The organism is Bradyrhizobium sp. UFLA06-24, assembly GCF_054967145.1.
Window position 1 is genome coordinate 17302 of the sequence record NZ_JADFUE010000065.1, and the last position, 16965, is coordinate 34266.

The following is a 16965-nucleotide window of genomic DNA, read 5'->3' on the forward strand; positions in this document are numbered from 1 at the left end:
ACAGGCCGGCGACTACTTCGGGTAGATGGCGGCAGGAGGCTTCCATGAACCACTCGATCTACAGCGCAGATCGCTCGACCCACTTGAAGATTGTGGTCGTGGCCCTCGTCGCAGGGATCGCAGTCGCTGGCTTCGGCATCACGGCACGCACGGGTTCGGATGACGGCCTGACCCAGACTGCCCGCGTCATCAAGGCCGGCAAGCCGGTTGTGATCACCAGCTCGAACGCAACGCTCGTTCGCTAAGGAGATTTTGAGTTTCAAGGAATTCACGCGGCTCTTTACCAGCCCCCCAAAGTCGCCACGTGGATATGTAGACGACCCCAACCCCAAGTCGACTACAGAAAGCGCCCGCCCCCCACGGGCGCTTTCTCATGTCCGGGGTATGCTGTTCATCGGTGAGCACGACGAATCCGCACCGTCTTGGCCACCGAGACAAAATCATCTTATGAACCACCGATGTCTGACACGTGGACCTATCGCCCGTGGGCAACTGATCCGCTGATTGAAGTCGGCCGGCTTGCGGCGGCGAAGCCGATCGCGCTCGCCTGCCACGTTCACCCTGACGTTCAGATCTCTGCCGTCCGAACAGGATGGCGGGTCTATGCTACCTCGTTCGGAGAATTCCGCGCGACTGCTGGCGACATCGTGGTCATCCCGGGAGGCGTCCCCCATTCCTCGCATGGAGGCGAGGGATCCGTCGTGACTCATCTGTATGTATCGAGCGCTCATAAGGCCGTGCGTGGCGTTGCAAGGCCGCAGCGCCTACGGCATCCACGCGCGATTTCGCCGGCGGATTTGCTCGATGCGGTTGGCGGGGCTGATTTGAGAGATGAGGAGCGATTTTCGACGACTTCAGACCTGGCGAAGTTGGTCCTGTCCAACGATCTCGAAATCCGCGCGATGGCTGAACGGTCGGGCTATTCGAGCGACGGGTTCATTCGGGCTTTCAAGCGTCAGATAGGGATGACGCCTGGCGGCTACCGCTTGGCGATGCGTTTGGCAGCGTCCCGGGCGCGGCTTAAGCAAGGCGACACCGTCGCGGACGTTGCCTATGCCGGGCTCTTCGCCGACCAGAGCCATTTCGGAAGGCATTTTCGGCGCGCTTACGGGGTGACGCCAGCCGCTTACCGCATCGGTTTCGCAGTCGGGCGGTCGATTTCGTTCCAGACGCAGCGTGGCGGAGACGCTTAAGGTATTCGCTCCTCGCTCTTACGAGCCTGAAGGAGCCGCATGAATTACCTCGCACCTCTCTTTGTCCTGGCCGCAGGCTTCAGCCTCGCTCTTCAACAAGTGCTGAATGCAAGCCTCGGCAGCGCCTTGCAATCGGCGCGGTGGAGCGCATTGGTCAGCTATTGTGGAGGGACCATCGCCCTGCTGCTGCTGCTCGTTGCCGTCCGCGAACCGATCCCCGATGCAGCGCTCGCCGGACGTGCTCATTGGATGGCATGGACGGGCGGTGTCTTCGGCGCGACGTTCATTGCCACCAGCATCTACATGGTGCCACGACTTGGGGTGACGACGGTGGCAACTCTCATCATCGTCGGCCAATTGCTGAGCTCACTGGCCTTCGACCAGTTCGGCTTCTTCGGCTTGCCGCGACAACCAATCACGATGCTTCGCGGGATCGGCGTTTTGTGCCTCATTACCGGCGTTACGCTTGTGCGCGGATAGTCTGCCCGCCACCGATCGAAGCAAGGCCGCGTGTCAACGATGGCGATCGCGCGTAACAGCGATCGGGACTCACGCCTCGCGCAGTTCCGACGGTGTCGCACCGAAGCGCTTGCGGAAGGCGCGGTTGAAATAGGACAGATCTGAAAAGCCCGAGGAATGCGCGATGTCGCTGATCTTGCGCGCCCGCGCGCGGGGATCGCCAAGCAGTTTTCGCGCCAGAAGCAGACGCTGCTCCAGCACGAATTCGGTGAAGGTGGTACCGGCCTGTTCGAACAGCCGTTGCGCCTGGCGCGGGCTGAGGCCTGAGCGGGTTGCGACCTCCGACAGACAGAGGTCGTTGCGGCCGAGGGCGGCCATGACGTCGGCGCGCATGAGATCGAGCCGGGCCGCCGCATGGCCCCGACCGCGCGCGAGCGCAGCGTGCTCTGCGTCCGTGCCGAGCAGGAGACCGACGAGATCGACCATGTGCTGCGCGGTGAGGCGCTGGCCGACGGCGTCGAGATGCGGAGCGTGATGCGCGGCAAGCGCGTGATAGCGGAAGATCGTCTCGGCGACCGCGCCGTCCGACAGCACCTGGGACAGCTTCTCCTCGGCGCGCGGATTGATGTCGAGCAGCGCGCGGCGTGGCATGCGGATGGTGGTGAAGCGGTTCTCGTCGGTGTGGCCGACGCTACCGGTGATGCCCATGTCGGCTAGCACCATCTGCTCCGGCGCGAGTTCGACGGTATGACCGTTCTGCCGGACGCTGACCAGGCCGGCATGCGCGGCGATCAGCACGAGATCGTCGCTGCCGTCGGCAAGGCCGCTCTGCGTGCGGGAATATTGCGCTGAGGCCCCTTCGGGAAGGCCGAGCGCGATGTTGCCGACCACGCTGACCTGCAACCGGCAATCGATGCTGTCGCCGTGGCTCGGCCCGATCTCGAGGCCGCAGGAGCCCAGGGCTCTATCGCGCCAATGTTCGAACGCCGGCCCGTGCGGCAGGCCTGCATATTGGTGGATAAAGATGCCCGGCGGCTTGGCTGCATCCATCTGATTTCTAGCCCCTCTGCGGCACCGTGATCGGCCGTGCCGACTGCAAATTCCGGGCATTTGACGCCGCGAAACGGACGGAGGTTCAAATCGGGGCTGGATTTGGCGGGACTTGTCGGATTGCGACGGCAAAATGGACCGTGGCGACGTTGCTGAGATTCGTGCAGAGCCATTGCGGTCATACCCCGCGCAGGCGGGGTATCCAGTACGCCGCGGCTCATCGACTTCATCACAGCCGTCTCGGAGTACTGGATCGCCCGATCAAGCCGGGCGATGACAGCCCGCCCTCACACGCGGCTCTACCTCTTCGCGGGCGCCTGCGGCTGGGACGGCGGTACGGTCTCGATCAGCTTGCCGGAAAACACCGGCGCCGAACTCGGCTGGCCGTTGGGCGAGCCGCCCGAGGGCTCGATCGTGACCGCATAGGTCGCGCCGTTGACGAGGTCGGCATCATAGCCGGCGAGCACCGGACGCGCCGTGAAGTCGCCATTGCCGATCACGCCCAGCGAGCGCGGGCGCGGCAGCCTGTCGGAGATCAGCCAGAGCTCATAGCTCTTGCCCGGCTCTGGCGTCGCGCCGACCTTGCGCACGGTGAAATTCCTGGTCGCCCCGTCGATGGTGAGGATGAAGGCGGGACCGCCGCCCTGGCCTTGCAACAAGGCAACGTATTGCGCCGTCGAGGACAGCGGCGCGGCGGGTGCCTTGACCTCGACCGTCTGGATGCGCGGTGCCGGCCGTAGGACGCCGGGCAGCGCATCGGGCAGGAAGACCTGAAGCGACAGCGTCACCAGCAGCGCGGCCGCGAGCGCGCCCACCGCCGAGGCGATCGTGCGCCAGCGCTTCACGCGGCTCTCGAGCAGGACAACGTTGCTGTCGTCGACACCAGTCGCCTGCAATACGGGTGCGACGCTCGGATCTGGCGCATGGGTCTGCGGCACGAATTGCGGCGGGAAGATCGGAATGGCGTCGGAGCTTGATGGCGACGGCTCCGATGGCTGCGCATCCGGGGACGAAGCGTCCGGCGCAGGGGCCTCCGGCGTTGAAGGCTCCGGCGATAAAGCTTCCGACACTGACGGCGGCGCATCCGACAGCGCCGGCGGATGTTGGGACGATTGAGGGGACGCGACTTCCGACGATTCTTGCGTCGATGCGCTCAGCGCGATCTCGCGCTTGATGTTCTCCCACACGATCGGCCGCGGCTCGATCGTGCCGACCATCTGGTTGAGAACGCCGAGCCGGAATTCCCAGGCGCGCACGATTGCGGAAAACTCCTCGTCGACCGCCATCATGGTCGCGACCTCCCCGCGCTCGTCGGCATCGAGTGTACCGAGCGCATATTCCGCGGCGAGCGCGATATGGTCCTCGCTGTAGGCCATTCAGCTGCTTTCACCTCTCCCTATGGGAGCGGTGAAGAAAGAACGCTGCGCTAACACATACTCCCTCATCATCTTCTAAAGTCCGAGGCACTGCCGGATATCAAGCATGCTGCGCCGGAGCCACGTCTTCACCGTGTTGACGGGCGCTGCGAATTTCTGCGCCAATTGCTCGCGGCTCCAGCCGTTATAGTACGCGAGAAGCACCAGCCGCTGCCGGTCCGGCTCGAGCCGGCCGATACATTCCAACAGCCGCTTCAGCTCCTCCGTCATCTCCCGCCGCGCCAGCGGATCGGCGCTTTCGGCGGCGACCTCCATCGCCTGCGGCTCTTCCTCGAGGGAGGCTTCCGTCTTCTTGCGCACGATATCGATGGCGCGGTTGCGCGCGATCGACGCCATCCACGTGATTGGCGAAGACATCGTCGGATTGAACTGGCCGGCACTGTTCCAGATCTTGACGTAGGTCTCCTGAATGACCTCCTCTGCGAGATCCTGTCGGCGCAAGATACGAAGCACGACGCCATAGAGTTTCGCGCGCGTGGCGGCGTAGAGGCGCTCGAACGCGGCAGAATCGCGCTTCGCCACCGCCTCAATCAGCCCGACCAGCTCTGCTGGCGTCAGCATTCAGCCCCCCAACGCGCGACGCGTCGTCTCTCTTCACCTCTCCCCGACGGGGAGAGGTCGATTTGCGCAGCAAATCGGGTGAGGGGGCGAAGGGCTAGCGGGAGACCGTCCCCCCTCACCCGGCGCTCCGCGCCGACCTCTCCCAAAGGGAGAGGTGGACACCGCCGTCGCTGACACAGCTCCCACCACCATAGCGCGCGGCCAAGCCCGCCACCAAGGGGCCGGGCGCCACACTGTGGACAGCGCATGCAAAAACCCGGACCTTGCGGGTCCGGGCTGGCAAATTCGCAAGGATTTTTGACGCGGGCGGCCGCTTACGCGACGGCGCCGATGCGGGAGCGCATCAAGCCGATGCTGTCCATGTCGGCCTGCTCGCGGGCGTTTTCTTCGGCACGCTCGCGGGCCTGGTCGCGCTCGTCCAGGAGCTCGACCTTCTTCAGCTCCTCGAAGGCTTCGCCGAGCGCGGCCTTGGCTTCCTCGAGCTGGCCCTTCAGCTCGTCGGCCGAGCGGGTCAGGTTCTCGCGGCGCTGGATGGCAGCCTTGGCGTAGGTCGGATAGGCGAAATGCGAGGGATCGTTGATCCCGGCGCGGTCCTGCTCGGTCTGGATCTCGCGTTCGAGATCGACCGACATCCGCTGGAAGTCGGCGATCATGGACTCGATCTGGGCGACCCGGCGGCGCTTCTCGTCGACCTGAAACTTCTTCAGGCGAATGAGGGTATCACGTGACTTCATCGACTCGTACTCCCCAGAAGTCCCTTTGCTGCAAGACATACACACATTGGGACGGCACCGGTCTCCCCACAGGCCCTGATGGGGCCCAGACCGGCTCTGCTACTCTGTGGGAACGGATGATGACGTGACAAAGTTAGCGTTCCGTTTCCAAATTCCCGAGGATTTGCGCCAATTGGCGGTAGCCGTCGGCCAGCGAGGCGGTTTCGTCCTTGCGCTGCCGCAAGAAGGCCTCCAGCGGCTCGTGCAGGCGGATCGCCTCGTCGACCTCGGGGCTGGAGCCGGCCCGGTAGGCGCCGAGGCGGATCAGCTCTTCCATGTCGGCATAGGTCGCCATCACCGTCCGCGCCTTCTGGATGACCGGCCAGAACTGCGGATCCGCCGATTTCGGCATGGTTCGCGACACTGATTTGAGGATGTTGATGGCGGGGTAGCGGCCGCGCTCGGCGATCGCGCGCTCCATCACGATGTGACCATCGAGGATGCCGCGGACCGCATCCGCGATCGGCTCGTTGTGATCGTCGCCGTCGACCAGCACCGTGAAGATCGCGGTGATGGCGCCCTCTCCGAGGCCGGGTCCGGCGCGCTCGAGCAGCTTCGGCAGCTCGGTGAAGACCGTCGGCGTGTAGCCCTTGGCCGTCGGCGGCTCGCCGGCGGACAGGCCGATCTCGCGCTGGGCCATGGCAAAGCGCGTCACCGAATCCATCAGGCAGAGAACGTCCTGACCCTCGTCGCGAAAATATTCGGCGATCGCGAGCGTCAGATACGCGGCCTGCCGACGCATCAGGGCCGGCTCGTCCGAGGTCGCGACCACCACGACGGAGCGCGCGAGACCTTCCTCGCCGAGATCGTCCTGCAGGAATTCCTGCACTTCGCGGCCGCGTTCGCCGATCAGTCCGATGACGCTGATGGCGGCATCGACGTTGCGCGCGAGCATCGAGAGCAGCACCGATTTGCCGACGCCGGAGCCTGCGAAGATGCCCATGCGCTGGCCGCGGCAGCAGGTGAGAAAGGTGTTCATCGCACGGACGCCGAGATCGAGCGGCGCGCCGACGCGCTTGCGCGAATGCGCCGGCGGCGGCGTATTGCGGAACGGCATCGGCGAAGCGCCTTGCGGCAACGGCCCCTTGCCGTCGATCGGCTCGCCCAGCGCGTTGACGACACGCCCGAGCCAGGCCGGCGACGGACGCACCAGATTGGCGGCATTGGCGATGACGGCCTTGCAGCCGCGGCGCACGCCCTCGAGTCCGGCGAACGGCATCACGACAGCGTTGCTGCCGGAGAAGCCGATCACCTCGCAGGGGATCGAACGGTTGGCGCCGGTCTCGATCACGAGCCGTGCACCGACCGACATCGCGTGAATCGGTCCGGCGACCTCGACCATCAAGCCGCGCACGCCGACCACGCGGCCATAGATGTTGACGCCGTCGATATCGCCGATCTGTTCGGCAAGAGCTTTCATTGATCGGCCTTCATCAAAACAGCCTTCACAAGAGGGCCTTCACAGCAGCGCACGCTTGTCGTGATTTCGGCCGTCACGGCGAAACTCTTAAGTTTCGCCATATTTCTGAACAGCGCTTAACTTCGTGTTTACCCGCATCGTTAATCATTGCGTCACTGTCTTTGTGACTGAGCGTGGCTCCCCTTCAGAAGAAGGCTGAGTCGCGGGAGTCGGTTAGGCCCGTCTCTTAAAGTGGAACTTGAACGGAAACGGATAACGAAAGCTGCTTCGCGCACAAGACCTTAGGGCGATTCGACAAAAATTGCACCCGGGGGGACTTGCGTTCCAGAATCAGGATTTGTTAACCATCTGTTGTCAGGATCCGAATCAGTTGTTCAAAGGCGTTTTGTTGAGTGCCGCGAATGCGGCCGACCTGACGCCCAGGAGCGGCGACTATGGGGAACTGGCATGCGCGTTTTGCTGATTGAAGATGACAGCGCCGTCGCGCAGTCGATCGAGCTGATGCTGAAGTCTGAGAGCTTCAACGTCTACACGACCGATTTGGGGGAAGAAGGCGTCGATCTCGGTAAATTATACGATTACGACATTATCCTTCTCGACCTCAACCTGCCCGACATGTCCGGTTACGACGTGCTCAAGCAGCTTCGGGTCTCCAAGATCAAGACACCGATCCTGATCCTCTCCGGCCTCGCCGGCATCGAGGACAAGGTCAAGGGTCTCGGCGTCGGCGCCGACGACTACATGACCAAACCCTTCCACAAGGACGAGCTGGTTGCCCGCATCCACGCGATCGTGCGCCGCTCCAAGGGTCACGCCCAGTCGGTCATCCAGACCGGCGACCTCGTCGTCAACCTCGACACCAAGACGGTCGAAGTCGGCGGCCAGCGCGTGCACCTGACCGGCAAGGAGTACCAGATGCTGGAGCTGCTCTCGCTCCGCAAGGGTACGACCCTGACCAAGGAAATGTTCCTCAACCACCTCTATGGCGGCATGGACGAGCCCGAGCTGAAGATCATCGACGTCTTCATCTGCAAGCTCCGCAAGAAGCTGGCCAACGCTTCCGAGGGACGCAACTTCATCGAGACCGTGTGGGGCCGCGGCTACGTGCTGCGCGAGCCGCACGAGGCCGACGAGCGCATTCCCGCCTGATCCGTTTACGTCGCGAGCCGCCTCGGGCTCGCTCCTCCCAGCCTGGACCCCGCCGCAAATGGCGGGGTTTTGTTTTTTGGGCCGCCTCAGATGCCGGCGAGCGACGGCGTCGCGAAGTCCGGCTTCCACACCGGGCTGCGCGCGGCCGCCTCGCGCAGCCGGCCGATCATCGCGTAGCCGATGATGAAGCCGAACGCGAAGGTCGGCAGCACGAAGGACAGCAGGAACGCGCCCCCGGAGACCCGGTCGACGATCTCCATCACCGGCATCGAGATGAGCTGGTGGATCGCGAGCAGCAGCCACAACATCACCGTCATGCCGCCACCAAACACGAGACCGTCGCGCATCCGCCGCGTCTTGCGCGACCGCCTGCCCCAGGTCGAATCCTGCACCAGCAGCGCGGTCATCGCGCCGATGCCCCAGGGAAAGATCAGCAGCGGCAGATCGCGCAGCACGACGTCGGGATAGGATCGATCGGGAAACTGATAGACATCGAACGTCGCCTGGATCGGAAAGAAAACCAGGGCGCTGCAGAGCCCGATCGACAGGATGAATCCGACCGGGAGGCGGCCGAAGATCGTCTCGTTAGCGAAGCCGTAATAGCGCTTGAAATAGTAGACCAGCCAGAAATTCAGAATGAACTGCAGGGGCGTCGTCACCAGCGTCCGCAGCATGCCGGCGGCCTGATCTCCGGGCACGTGAATGATCTTGCCAGATCCAAGCAGCCACAGAAGGCACCAGCCGAACGTGAAGGCCGCAACGGTCATCACGAACTTCCCGATTCCGGCCGGGGGCGGCTCCAGCGTGAAGCCGATCGCGCCCAGCCTGCGCTGGCTGCGCGCCAGCGTCCATTCGCCGGCGAGCGCGGCGCGTGCGGCAAACAGCAGGAGATTGTTGAGCAGGGAATCCATGTCCTTGCGCAGATCCTCCAGCATGCATCCCGCCGCGGTCTGGGCGGCCAGCTGCAGCTGGCTGACCACGGTGTGACGGGTCGAGAGCTTGTCGAGCGCCTGCCAGTCGTCAGGCTCGACATGGCTGTCCTCCATGATCGCGCCATAGATCTCGGCGCTGCTCTTGAGCACGCGGACGGTACGGAAGCAGAGCTGGTCATAGACCGCGAGCAGCTCCGCATGGAGATCGGAATTGCGCTCCATGAAGGCCTGATGCTCGCCGGCCCAGCGCTCGAAATGCAGCATCAGCGCCGAGATCTTGAGGAAGCGCGACTGGATCGCGGTCGATTGCGTGGCGCGGAAATCGTCGATCTGGTAGCCGACCCTGGACAGCTTGCGCTGCAGGCTCGGCATGTCGTCCGGACCGACCTGGAACGGCGCTGCAGCCAGCGTCTCGCGCAGCGCGAGCGCGCGGGCGGGAATGCCGGCCAGCTCCTGGCAGAATTTCCGCCACGCCTTCGGCGCGACCGGAACGAGCCAGGCGAACATCAAGAGCCATACCGCGGCGAGCGGCGACAGCTTCTCGGGGAGAATGGTGTAGAGCAGCAGGAACGGCGTGACGAAGACGGCGAGGCCGAACAGGAACAGCGGCCGCGTCGTGAACGAGCGGGTGCCCTTCAGCGTATGAAACCTGAACCAATAGAACAGCACGACCAGCAGCGGTCCGCCGAAGGACTCGAAGATCGCATTCAAGGGGTCGACGACATGAGCAAGCGGCACGACGAACTCCTATTGCTAGGGTTCTCTGTTGAAAGGCGCGCCGGATATCGCGACACCCGGCGACCCGCGTGAAGCATCACGCAGCCTGAGCGACCATCCTGGCCTTCTGGACCAGGAGATCGATGTTGTCCGGAGCCAGCGCGATCGCGCTGTCCATATCGTTCTGGGCCTTCGCCACGTCCTTGATCTGGGCATAGGCATTGGCCCGCGACACCAGATATTTCGGCTCGTTCTCGTTGGTCGAGATCGCCGTGCCGAAGGCCTTGATCGCCTCCTCGACATAGCCGCGCTTGTCGTCGGTGCCGGCGGCCGTCATGCTGACGATGCCCTTGATCCAGTAGAACTCCGCGCTCCCCGGCTTGAGCTTGATCGCTTCGGTGATGTCGCTGAGCGCATTCTCGTAGAGGCCGACCGTCACGTTGAAATTGGCGCGGCGCACGAAATATTCCGGCCTCGTCGGGTCGAGCTTGAGCATGTAGGCGAAGCTCGCCGCCGCCTTCGGAATCTGCTTCTGCTTGTGCTGAAGCGTGCCGAGATCGAAATAAACTCTTGCGAGCCGGGCCGAGAGCTCGGCATCGTCCGCCAGGAGGCCGTGAAGCTCCTGTCCGCGCCGGGTCAGGTCCTCGAGCGCCTCGATGGTCGTCGGGGCAACCAGCAGCGCCTCCATGAAGTCGTCGCGGCGCTGTTGCAGAAGCTCCTTCGAAGGGCGCGCCGCCTCGGGCGGAGGCGCCAGCGGCTGCGGCGCTTCGACGTCGAAGATCCGGCCGTCCGGCGAGCGCATATAGAGGACCGGAATGCCCCACTCGACCCGCGACTTCTCCTGGATGAATTTGCGCGCCAGCGTCACCGCGTCGTCGATCGGGCGGTTGCCGGCGAGAGCGGCGTAAAAGCCTTCCGACATCGAGATCGCGGCATTGTCGGTAATCGGAAACTGCATCGCGACCACGGCGGGCAGCCATCCCGTCTTCATCAGTCCGATCGCCGGATTGCCGAAGCGGTCGCCGACATTGATCCTCGCGCTCTCGCAGCAATTGAGCACGATCAGGCGCAGGCTGCGCCGCGCGCCCGTGAGCATCATCGCAAGGTCCGAGGCGAACTTCTTCACCGGCTTGCCGTCCTCGTCGACCATCACAACGAAGCCGCTGGCACCGGCGCCGGGCGAGGCTTCCTCGACCCCGCCATGCCCGATGAAGTGGAAGATGTGCCATTCGCCTTCGAGCAGCTTCTTCATCAGGTCCTTTCCGGTGCCGCCGGTGACCCACTGGAAGTCGACCTTGCCCTCGTGCTGGAGCGCATCGATGCCCTTGTTGATGCGGTCGCGCTCCTTGACGACGTTGAGCTTCGGCCATTCGCTGGTCGAGGGATCGGCGATCATGCCGAGAATGCGCAACGGTCCCTTGACGCCCATCCGGCTGACGCCGCCCGCCGTCTCGAGATAACGCACGATCGGGCGCGTGAGGCTGACGAAGCCGGGCATGTCGTCTTCGTCGTAGAGATATTCCCAGGGCAGCCCGGCGAGGTCGGCGGCCTCGATGCGCAGCTTGATTCGCAGATCCTGCGCCGCGCCCTTGCTGCGCTCGTAGATCCGCTGGATCGACGGCACGTCGGTGAAGACGCTGCGGAACACGCCGCGGCCGAAATCCCGCAGCACCTGCTCGCCGCGCGTGGTCGGGCCCTGGCGATTCTTCTCGTCGATTTCGAGGACGGCGCTTTCCAGCTCGCCGCGCAGCTTGGCCAGTTCGCCGGGGGCGGAGAACCAGAACTTGACCTGGCTCTTCGGCGCCTCGCCGGCCGGCGATCTGACGACGCGGCCGTAATATTGCTGAGGCCCTCCGCCCACCGGCAGATCGGAGCCGATCTCGAGCTCGAAATCTTCGTATTCGGCAACAGGCATTTTGAGCCTCACTCAACAAGATCTTGATCCGAAAAAGCATCCCTCGAATGAGCGCGGCGGTCGAAACGGGGGCGGCCGCAAAAAACAATGTCCCAGACTATCACACACAACCTCGAGACGCATTTGTGAAGCACGTCTCATGCGACCCGAAAATTTGTGCGTCGCCCGGCGCGCACAGACTCGTTTCTGGGGATCGAACCAGAAGGCCCGGTGCGGCGACTAAGCCATCGTGCCAGAATTCGCCGGCGCCAATTTCGGACCACTCCCATGATCCTGCAATCGCTCGCCGGCCTGCCAGCCTTCCTGGTCTATTTCTGCACCGGGCTGATCGCGATAGTGGCATATCTGTTCGTCTACACGCGGATCACACCGCATAACGAGTTCCAGCTCATTCGTGACAACGATCCTGCCGCAGCGATCGCGCTCGGCCTCAGCCTGCTCGGCTTCGTGGCCCCGCTGTTCAGCGCGATTGCACATTCGGCCAATGTGCTGGACTGCCTGATCTGGGCCGCAATCGCGCTGATCGTGCAGGTCGCCGTGTTCTACATCGTGAAGATCCCGGTGCCGAACCTGTCAGGACGGATCGCCGCCGGCGAACTCGCGCCGGCGATCTGGCTCGGCCTGTCCTCGCTCGCCGCAGGCCTCCTCAACGCCGCCTGCATGATTTACTGATATGGCCAACAATCATCCCAGCAAGGAGTTCGGCAAGCGCCGGCCGCGCATGCCGGCAGACCTGCCCCTGCCGCCGCGGGAGCCGGTGAAGCGCTCGGGCCATGTGGCGCTGCTCGTGATGGGCACGATCGCGGTCGGCACCACCGCCTTCACGCTGATGCCGCGGCGGAACTGCGATCCGACTCCCGTCGGGACGACAGTTCCCGGCGCGGTGGCGCCTGCGCAGACGAACACCAATTGCAGCAGCAGCTCGTCCGGTGGCAGCGGCTCGCACTGGTCGTCCCGGTCCAGCTTTTACAGCAGCGACTCCTCCAATCATTCCTCGTCGGGCGGCTCGTCCGACGCAGGCTCCGGCGGCGTCAGCCGCGGCGGCTTCGGCTCGTTTGCGCATGCGTTCTCGGGCGGCAGCTGACGCGCGAGGTTTTGAATTCAACGCCGCGCACCGGTCTGCTTTAAAGTGCGCGGGAGGACACGCCATGAAGCGCTCGCGAAGGGTCATGCTCACGCTGATGGGAAGCGCCGCGGTCAGCGTCGTCTCGATGGGATTCACCAAGCGCGAGCTTCCCTGCGGCTCCGGGCTCGAAGCCGTGCCCGGCATCGACGGCAAGCCGTATTGCCGGCCGAGCTATGGCGGCTTCGGCGGCACGCTGCATCGCATGCACGGCCATGCCGGTCATGGACATGGCGGTCATGGGCACGGCGGCCACGGCGGCGGCTGACACATGCAACGCATCCCTTGTCCCGAGCGCGACGACTGGCAACAGACCGCCGAGCAATGCGGCTTCGCCTTCCACACCATCGATGGCGAACGCTATTGGGACGAGCGCGCCTATTACGCCTTCAGTCTCGACGAGATCGAGCGCGGAATCGAGACACCGACAGGCGAGATCGACGCAATGTGCCTGGAGCTTGCCGGCCGCGTGATCGGCGAGGAGCGCTACTTGCGGCGCTTGAAGATTCCGGAAGCGTTTTGGAGCTTCATTTCCGAGAGTTGGGAGCGCGACGACCGCAGCCTCTACGGCCGGTTCGACCTGAAATACGACGGCGAGGGTCCGGCAAAGCTGCTCGAATACAACGCGGACACGCCGACCTCGATCTTCGAGGCCGCGGTGTTTCAATGGACCTGGCTCGAGCAGGCCATCGAGCGGCGCATCATCCCCGCGCGCGCCGACCAGTTCAACTCCATCCACGAGCGACTCATCGAGGCGTGGAAAGAGGTTGCCGCGGGCCATCATCTGCACCTCACCGGCACGACCGGCAATGAGGAAGATGCCGGCACCCTCGCCTATCTCGAGGACACCGCGCGCCAGGCGGGCCTCTCGACCACGCTGCTGGATATCGAGGAGATCGGCTGGCGCGACGAGGCCGGCGGCTTCGTCGATCTCGATAACAACGACATGGCGCTCGTCTTCAAGCTCTATCCCTGGGAATGGATGTTCAATGACGCTTTCGGCGCCAAGCTGATGGAGGCACCGACCCGCTGGATCGAGCCGCCATGGAAGGCGGTGCTCTCCAACAAGGGCATCCTGCCGTTGCTCTGGGAGATGTTCCCGAACCATCCCAATCTGCTGCCGGCCTTCTTCGAGGACGATCCGCGCGCCGCCGAGCTCGGCAGCTCCTATGTCCGCAAGCCGCTCCTGTCGCGCGAAGGCGCCAATGTCACCATAATGTCGGGCGGGTTGTCGCTCGACGCGCACGAAGGTCCCTACGGTGCCGAGGGCTTTGTGCGCCAGGCGCTGTCACCGCTGCCGAACTTCTCCGGCGTCTATCCCGTGGTGGGAAGCTGGCTGGTGAACCACAAGCCATGCGGGTTGTCGATCCGCGAGGACGAGAGTCCGATCACGGGAAACAGCTCGCGCTTCTTGCCGCATGCGATTTTGTGATTTGTCATTCCGGGGCGCGACAAAGTCGCGAGCCCGGAGTGACGAGGAGAAGTTCACCTCGCCGCGGCGACCTTCAGCGGTTGCGGCATCAATCCCCCCATGGGGCGGCCGGAGCGCGCCGGATTGAGCTGGTAGAGGCCGCGACGATCCGAAATCGGACGGAACGCATCGGTGATGCCGACGACGGATTCGGCGGCGCCCAGCAGCAGCGTGCCATCGGCTTCAAGAGCCTTCGCCATGCGCTCGAAGATCACCGCCTTGGTGTCCTGATCGAAGTAGATCAGCACGTTGCGGCAGAAGATCACGTCGAAGGTGCCGAGATGGGAGAAGTCCTGCAACAGATTGAGCTGGCGGAACTGCACCATCGCGCGGACATCGGCATTGAGCTGCCAGACCTCGCCCGCTTGCGTGAAGTATTTCATCAGCAACTGGATCGGCAGACCGCGCTGCACCTCGAACTGGCTGTAGACGCCGGCCTTGGATTTCTCCAGCACCTCCTGTGACAGATCGGTGGCGATGATCTCGATGCGCCAGCCAGCGAGCGCCGCGCCCATCTCCTTCAGGCACATCGCGATCGAGTAGGGCTCCTGCCCCGTCGACGAAGCCGCCGACCAGATGCGCAGGCTCTTGCGCGCGGCGCGCGCCTGGATCAAGCCCGGTACGATGCTGTCGCGCAGATGATCGAACGGAATCTTGTCGCGGAAGAAGAACGTCTCGTTGGTGGTCATGGCCTCGACCACGTCGGTCGCAAGCCGGCCATCGCCGTTCCTGATCTTGAGAACGAGATCGGGGATGCCTGGCAGGCTCGCCTTGCGGGCCAGTGGCAACAGCCGGCTCTCGACGAGATATTGCTTGTCGGGCGACAGATCGAGACCGGAGCGATCCTTCAGAAACTTGCGCAGGTAGTCGTAGTCCGCGGGCGTCACGAACGATCTCCCGCGAACAGGCGGTTGACCTTGGCGCCGATCTGGTTGAGCGGCAGGATCGCCGCACAGATACCGGCGTTGGCAGCAGCTCCCGGCATGCCCCATACCACGCTGGACGCTTCATCCTGCGCGATCACGCTGCCGCCGGCGGCGACGATGTCCTTGCCGCCGCGCATGCCGTCCGAGCCCATGCCCGTCAGGATCACGGAGAGGATGCTGCCGTGCCAGATGTCGATCGCCGAGGTGAAGAGCGGATCGACCGCGGGCTTGCAGAAATTGACGGCGGGGCCGTCATCGAGCGCGATGACCGTGTCCGCGCCGCTGCGCGCGACACGCATGTGCTTGCCGCCGGGCGCAAGATAGATGCGCCCCGGTTTCACCGGCTCGCCGTCGACCGCTTCGGCTGCCGGCCGGCGGCTCGAACGCGCCAGATGCTCGGCGAGAATGGTCGTGAAGGTCGGCGGCATGTGCTGGGTGATCAGCACCGGGAAGCGGTCGATGACAGGACCGAGCTCGGTGACGAGCGCCATGAGCGCCTGCGGGCCACCGGTCGAGGAGCCGATCAGCAGCACTTTCGGCGCCTGGGTCGAGAACGCACGCGTGGTCAGCGGGCCCGACGACAAGGTCGGCGCGGCGGCAGCTGGTGCGGGCCGCGCCACGGCCGGCGCACGCGCAGCCGGTGCAGCGGGGCTGGCGGGCGCGAGCGGCGGGGACGCCACAGCCGGCTTCCGGCGCAGCCTTGCACCGAGATGGCGGATCTTCTGGATCAGATCGTGATGGAAGATGTCCGCGGCGGACGTCTCGCGCGTCGATTCCGGCTTCGGAATGTAGTCGGCCGCGCCGAGCGACAGCGCCTTGAAGCTGATCTCCGCGTTGCGGCGGGTCAGCGTCGACGCCATGATGATGACGAGATCGCGCTTCTTCGCCAGCAGCTGCGGCAGCGCGGAGATGCCGTCGAGCTCGGGCATTTCGATGTCGAGCACGGCGACGTCGGGGTTGATTCGATCGAGCTGGTTGACCGCCTCGAGCCCGGTACGCAGCGACGCCGCCACCTCCATGTCGTGCTCGGCTCCGACCCAGCGCGAGATCAGACCGCGTATGACGACGGAGTCGTCGACGATCATCACCCGCAGCGGCCCGGCCTCACGCGACGGGCTCATGGTCGAATTGCCTGCGAACGCCACACTCATTACTCACCAACTCAGACTGAAACGGTTTAGTTGAAAAACGAACACTGAAGGAGCCGTCCAGCCTCCGGTGTTGCTTAGATCAAGCCGACTTCCTGGAACTTCGCTGTCACGATGTCCTTGTCGAACGGCTTCATGATGTATTCGTTGGCGCCGGCGTGCAGTGCGCGCGCGATGTGCGCGACGTCGTTCTCTGTGGTGCAGAACACCACCTTCGGCTGGTCGCCACCGGGCATGCGGCGCAGATGACCGAGGAACTCGTAGCCATCCATGACCGGCATGTTCCAGTCGAGCAGAACGGCGTCGGGTAGCCCGCGCTTGCAGGCCTCCAGCGCCTTCTCACCGTCCTCGGCTTCGAGGATCTGGAAGTCGAGGCCTTCCAGGATCCGGCGGGCAACCTTGCGGATGACACTGGAATCATCAACGACGAGACAAGTTCGCATATGAACCTCTGCTTCCTATCCCCTGTGCGGGGCACTTCCAACTGCGAGTCCCTCGGCGGCAATGCCGCCGTATCAGGCCGCCATCATCTCCGGCGCGAGCTCGAGGACGCGATCGACGTCGAGGACGACCATGAGCTGTCCGTCGAGGCGGTGGACGCCGCCGGCGAGCTTTGCCATGCGGGGGTCGAGGTTGACGGGGTTGTCCTCCTTGCTGTCCTCGGGCAGGCGCAGCACCTCGCCGATCTGGTC

The 16965-nt window shown here is 64.3% G+C and carries 19 protein-coding genes; 8 read left to right on the forward strand and 11 right to left on the reverse strand.

Going from position 1 to position 16965, the window contains the following annotated elements; genetic code table 11:
- Nucleotides 1–44: 44 nt before the first annotated feature.
- The 3 genes from IF809_RS31975 (at nt 45) to IF809_RS31985 (ending at nt 1673) form a co-directional block, all read left to right on the forward strand.
- Nucleotides 45–245, forward strand: coding sequence for a hypothetical protein (locus IF809_RS31975; RefSeq protein ID WP_092302175.1), 201 nt, complete (start codon nt 45–47; stop codon nt 243–245).
- A gap of 213 nt (nt 246–458) precedes the next feature.
- Nucleotides 459–1193 (forward strand): helix-turn-helix transcriptional regulator, encoded by a 735-nt coding sequence (locus IF809_RS31980; protein WP_462839528.1) that lies wholly within the window; start codon nt 459–461, stop codon nt 1191–1193.
- A 39-nt stretch (nt 1194–1232) separates the two neighbouring features.
- Entirely contained in the window at nt 1233–1673 is a 441-nt protein-coding gene (locus IF809_RS31985) for a DMT family transporter (protein ID WP_453980349.1), read from the forward strand.
- 69 nt (nt 1674–1742) lie between these two features.
- On the opposite strand, the gene IF809_RS31990 is transcribed toward IF809_RS31985, so the two are convergent.
- From IF809_RS31990 to fliI, 5 genes are all read right to left on the reverse strand, one after another.
- Nucleotides 1743–2702: a helix-turn-helix transcriptional regulator gene (locus IF809_RS31990; protein ID WP_128968105.1), complete on the reverse strand. Its 960-nt coding sequence runs from the start codon at nt 2700–2702 to the stop codon at nt 1743–1745.
- A 299-nt stretch (nt 2703–3001) separates the two neighbouring features.
- Nucleotides 3002–4078 (reverse strand): anti-sigma factor, encoded by a 1077-nt coding sequence (locus tag IF809_RS31995; RefSeq protein ID WP_462839529.1) that lies wholly within the window; start codon nt 4076–4078, stop codon nt 3002–3004.
- Between the two features lie 75 nt (nt 4079–4153).
- A complete protein-coding gene (locus IF809_RS32000) occupies nt 4154–4699 on the reverse strand; it encodes a sigma-70 family RNA polymerase sigma factor (RefSeq protein ID WP_128968107.1) in 546 nt (181 codons plus the stop codon).
- A gap of 314 nt (nt 4700–5013) precedes the next feature.
- Entirely contained in the window at nt 5014–5433 is a 420-nt protein-coding gene (fliJ, locus tag IF809_RS32005; RefSeq protein WP_128968108.1) for a flagellar export protein FliJ, read from the reverse strand.
- A gap of 133 nt (nt 5434–5566) precedes the next feature.
- Complete coding sequence (fliI, locus tag IF809_RS32010) at nt 5567–6892, reverse strand: flagellar protein export ATPase FliI (RefSeq protein WP_462839530.1); 1326 nt, start codon at nt 6890–6892, stop codon at nt 5567–5569.
- Between the two features lie 447 nt (nt 6893–7339).
- Here fliI and ctrA point away from each other — a divergent pair, with 447 nt between their 5' ends.
- A complete protein-coding gene (ctrA, locus tag IF809_RS32015; protein WP_016848562.1) occupies nt 7340–8041 on the forward strand; it encodes a response regulator transcription factor CtrA in 702 nt (233 codons plus the stop codon).
- A gap of 86 nt (nt 8042–8127) precedes the next feature.
- On the opposite strand, the gene IF809_RS32020 is transcribed toward ctrA, so the two are convergent.
- Both IF809_RS32020 and IF809_RS32025 read right to left on the reverse strand, forming a co-directional pair.
- Nucleotides 8128–9711 (reverse strand): hypothetical protein, encoded by a 1584-nt coding sequence (locus tag IF809_RS32020; protein WP_462839531.1) that lies wholly within the window; start codon nt 9709–9711, stop codon nt 8128–8130.
- A gap of 76 nt (nt 9712–9787) precedes the next feature.
- A complete protein-coding gene (locus IF809_RS32025) occupies nt 9788–11605 on the reverse strand; it encodes a CHAT domain-containing tetratricopeptide repeat protein (protein ID WP_453992881.1) in 1818 nt (605 codons plus the stop codon).
- Nucleotides 11606–11872: 267 nt separating this feature from the next.
- Here IF809_RS32025 and IF809_RS32030 point away from each other — a divergent pair, with 267 nt between their 5' ends.
- The 4 genes from IF809_RS32030 to IF809_RS32045 all read left to right on the forward strand — a co-directional run bounded on the left by IF809_RS32030 (nt 11873) and on the right by IF809_RS32045 (nt 14160).
- Nucleotides 11873–12277 (forward strand): DUF350 domain-containing protein, encoded by a 405-nt coding sequence (locus IF809_RS32030; protein ID WP_128968112.1) that lies wholly within the window; start codon nt 11873–11875, stop codon nt 12275–12277.
- A gap of 1 nt (nt 12278) precedes the next feature.
- On the forward strand, nt 12279–12689 hold the full coding sequence (locus tag IF809_RS32035; protein ID WP_462839532.1) for a hypothetical protein: 411 nt from the start codon (nt 12279–12281) through the stop codon (nt 12687–12689).
- A 64-nt stretch (nt 12690–12753) separates the two neighbouring features.
- Nucleotides 12754–12996 (forward strand): hypothetical protein, encoded by a 243-nt coding sequence (locus IF809_RS32040; RefSeq protein WP_462839533.1) that lies wholly within the window; start codon nt 12754–12756, stop codon nt 12994–12996.
- A gap of 3 nt (nt 12997–12999) precedes the next feature.
- The gene (locus IF809_RS32045) at nt 13000–14160 is read left to right on the forward strand and encodes a glutathionylspermidine synthase family protein (protein WP_462839534.1); all 1161 of its coding nucleotides are present in this window, start codon (nt 13000–13002) and stop codon (nt 14158–14160) included.
- Nucleotides 14161–14213: 53 nt separating this feature from the next.
- Here IF809_RS32045 and IF809_RS32050 read toward each other — a convergent pair whose 3' ends face one another.
- From IF809_RS32050 to IF809_RS32065, 4 genes are all read right to left on the reverse strand, one after another.
- Entirely contained in the window at nt 14214–15086 is an 873-nt protein-coding gene (locus IF809_RS32050) for a CheR family methyltransferase (RefSeq protein ID WP_462839535.1), read from the reverse strand.
- Nucleotides 15083–16276, reverse strand: coding sequence for a protein-glutamate methylesterase/protein-glutamine glutaminase (locus IF809_RS32055; protein ID WP_128968116.1), 1194 nt, complete (start codon nt 16274–16276; stop codon nt 15083–15085). The genes IF809_RS32050 and IF809_RS32055 overlap by 4 nt, the downstream gene beginning before the upstream one ends.
- Nucleotides 16277–16350: 74 nt before the next feature.
- Nucleotides 16351–16716, reverse strand: a complete 366-nt coding sequence (locus IF809_RS32060; protein WP_007600538.1) for a response regulator — start codon at nt 16714–16716, stop codon at nt 16351–16353.
- A gap of 72 nt (nt 16717–16788) precedes the next feature.
- Nucleotides 16789–16965, reverse strand: a 177-nt coding sequence (locus tag IF809_RS32065; protein WP_462839536.1) for a chemotaxis protein CheW, incomplete at its 5' end; no start/stop codon positions are given.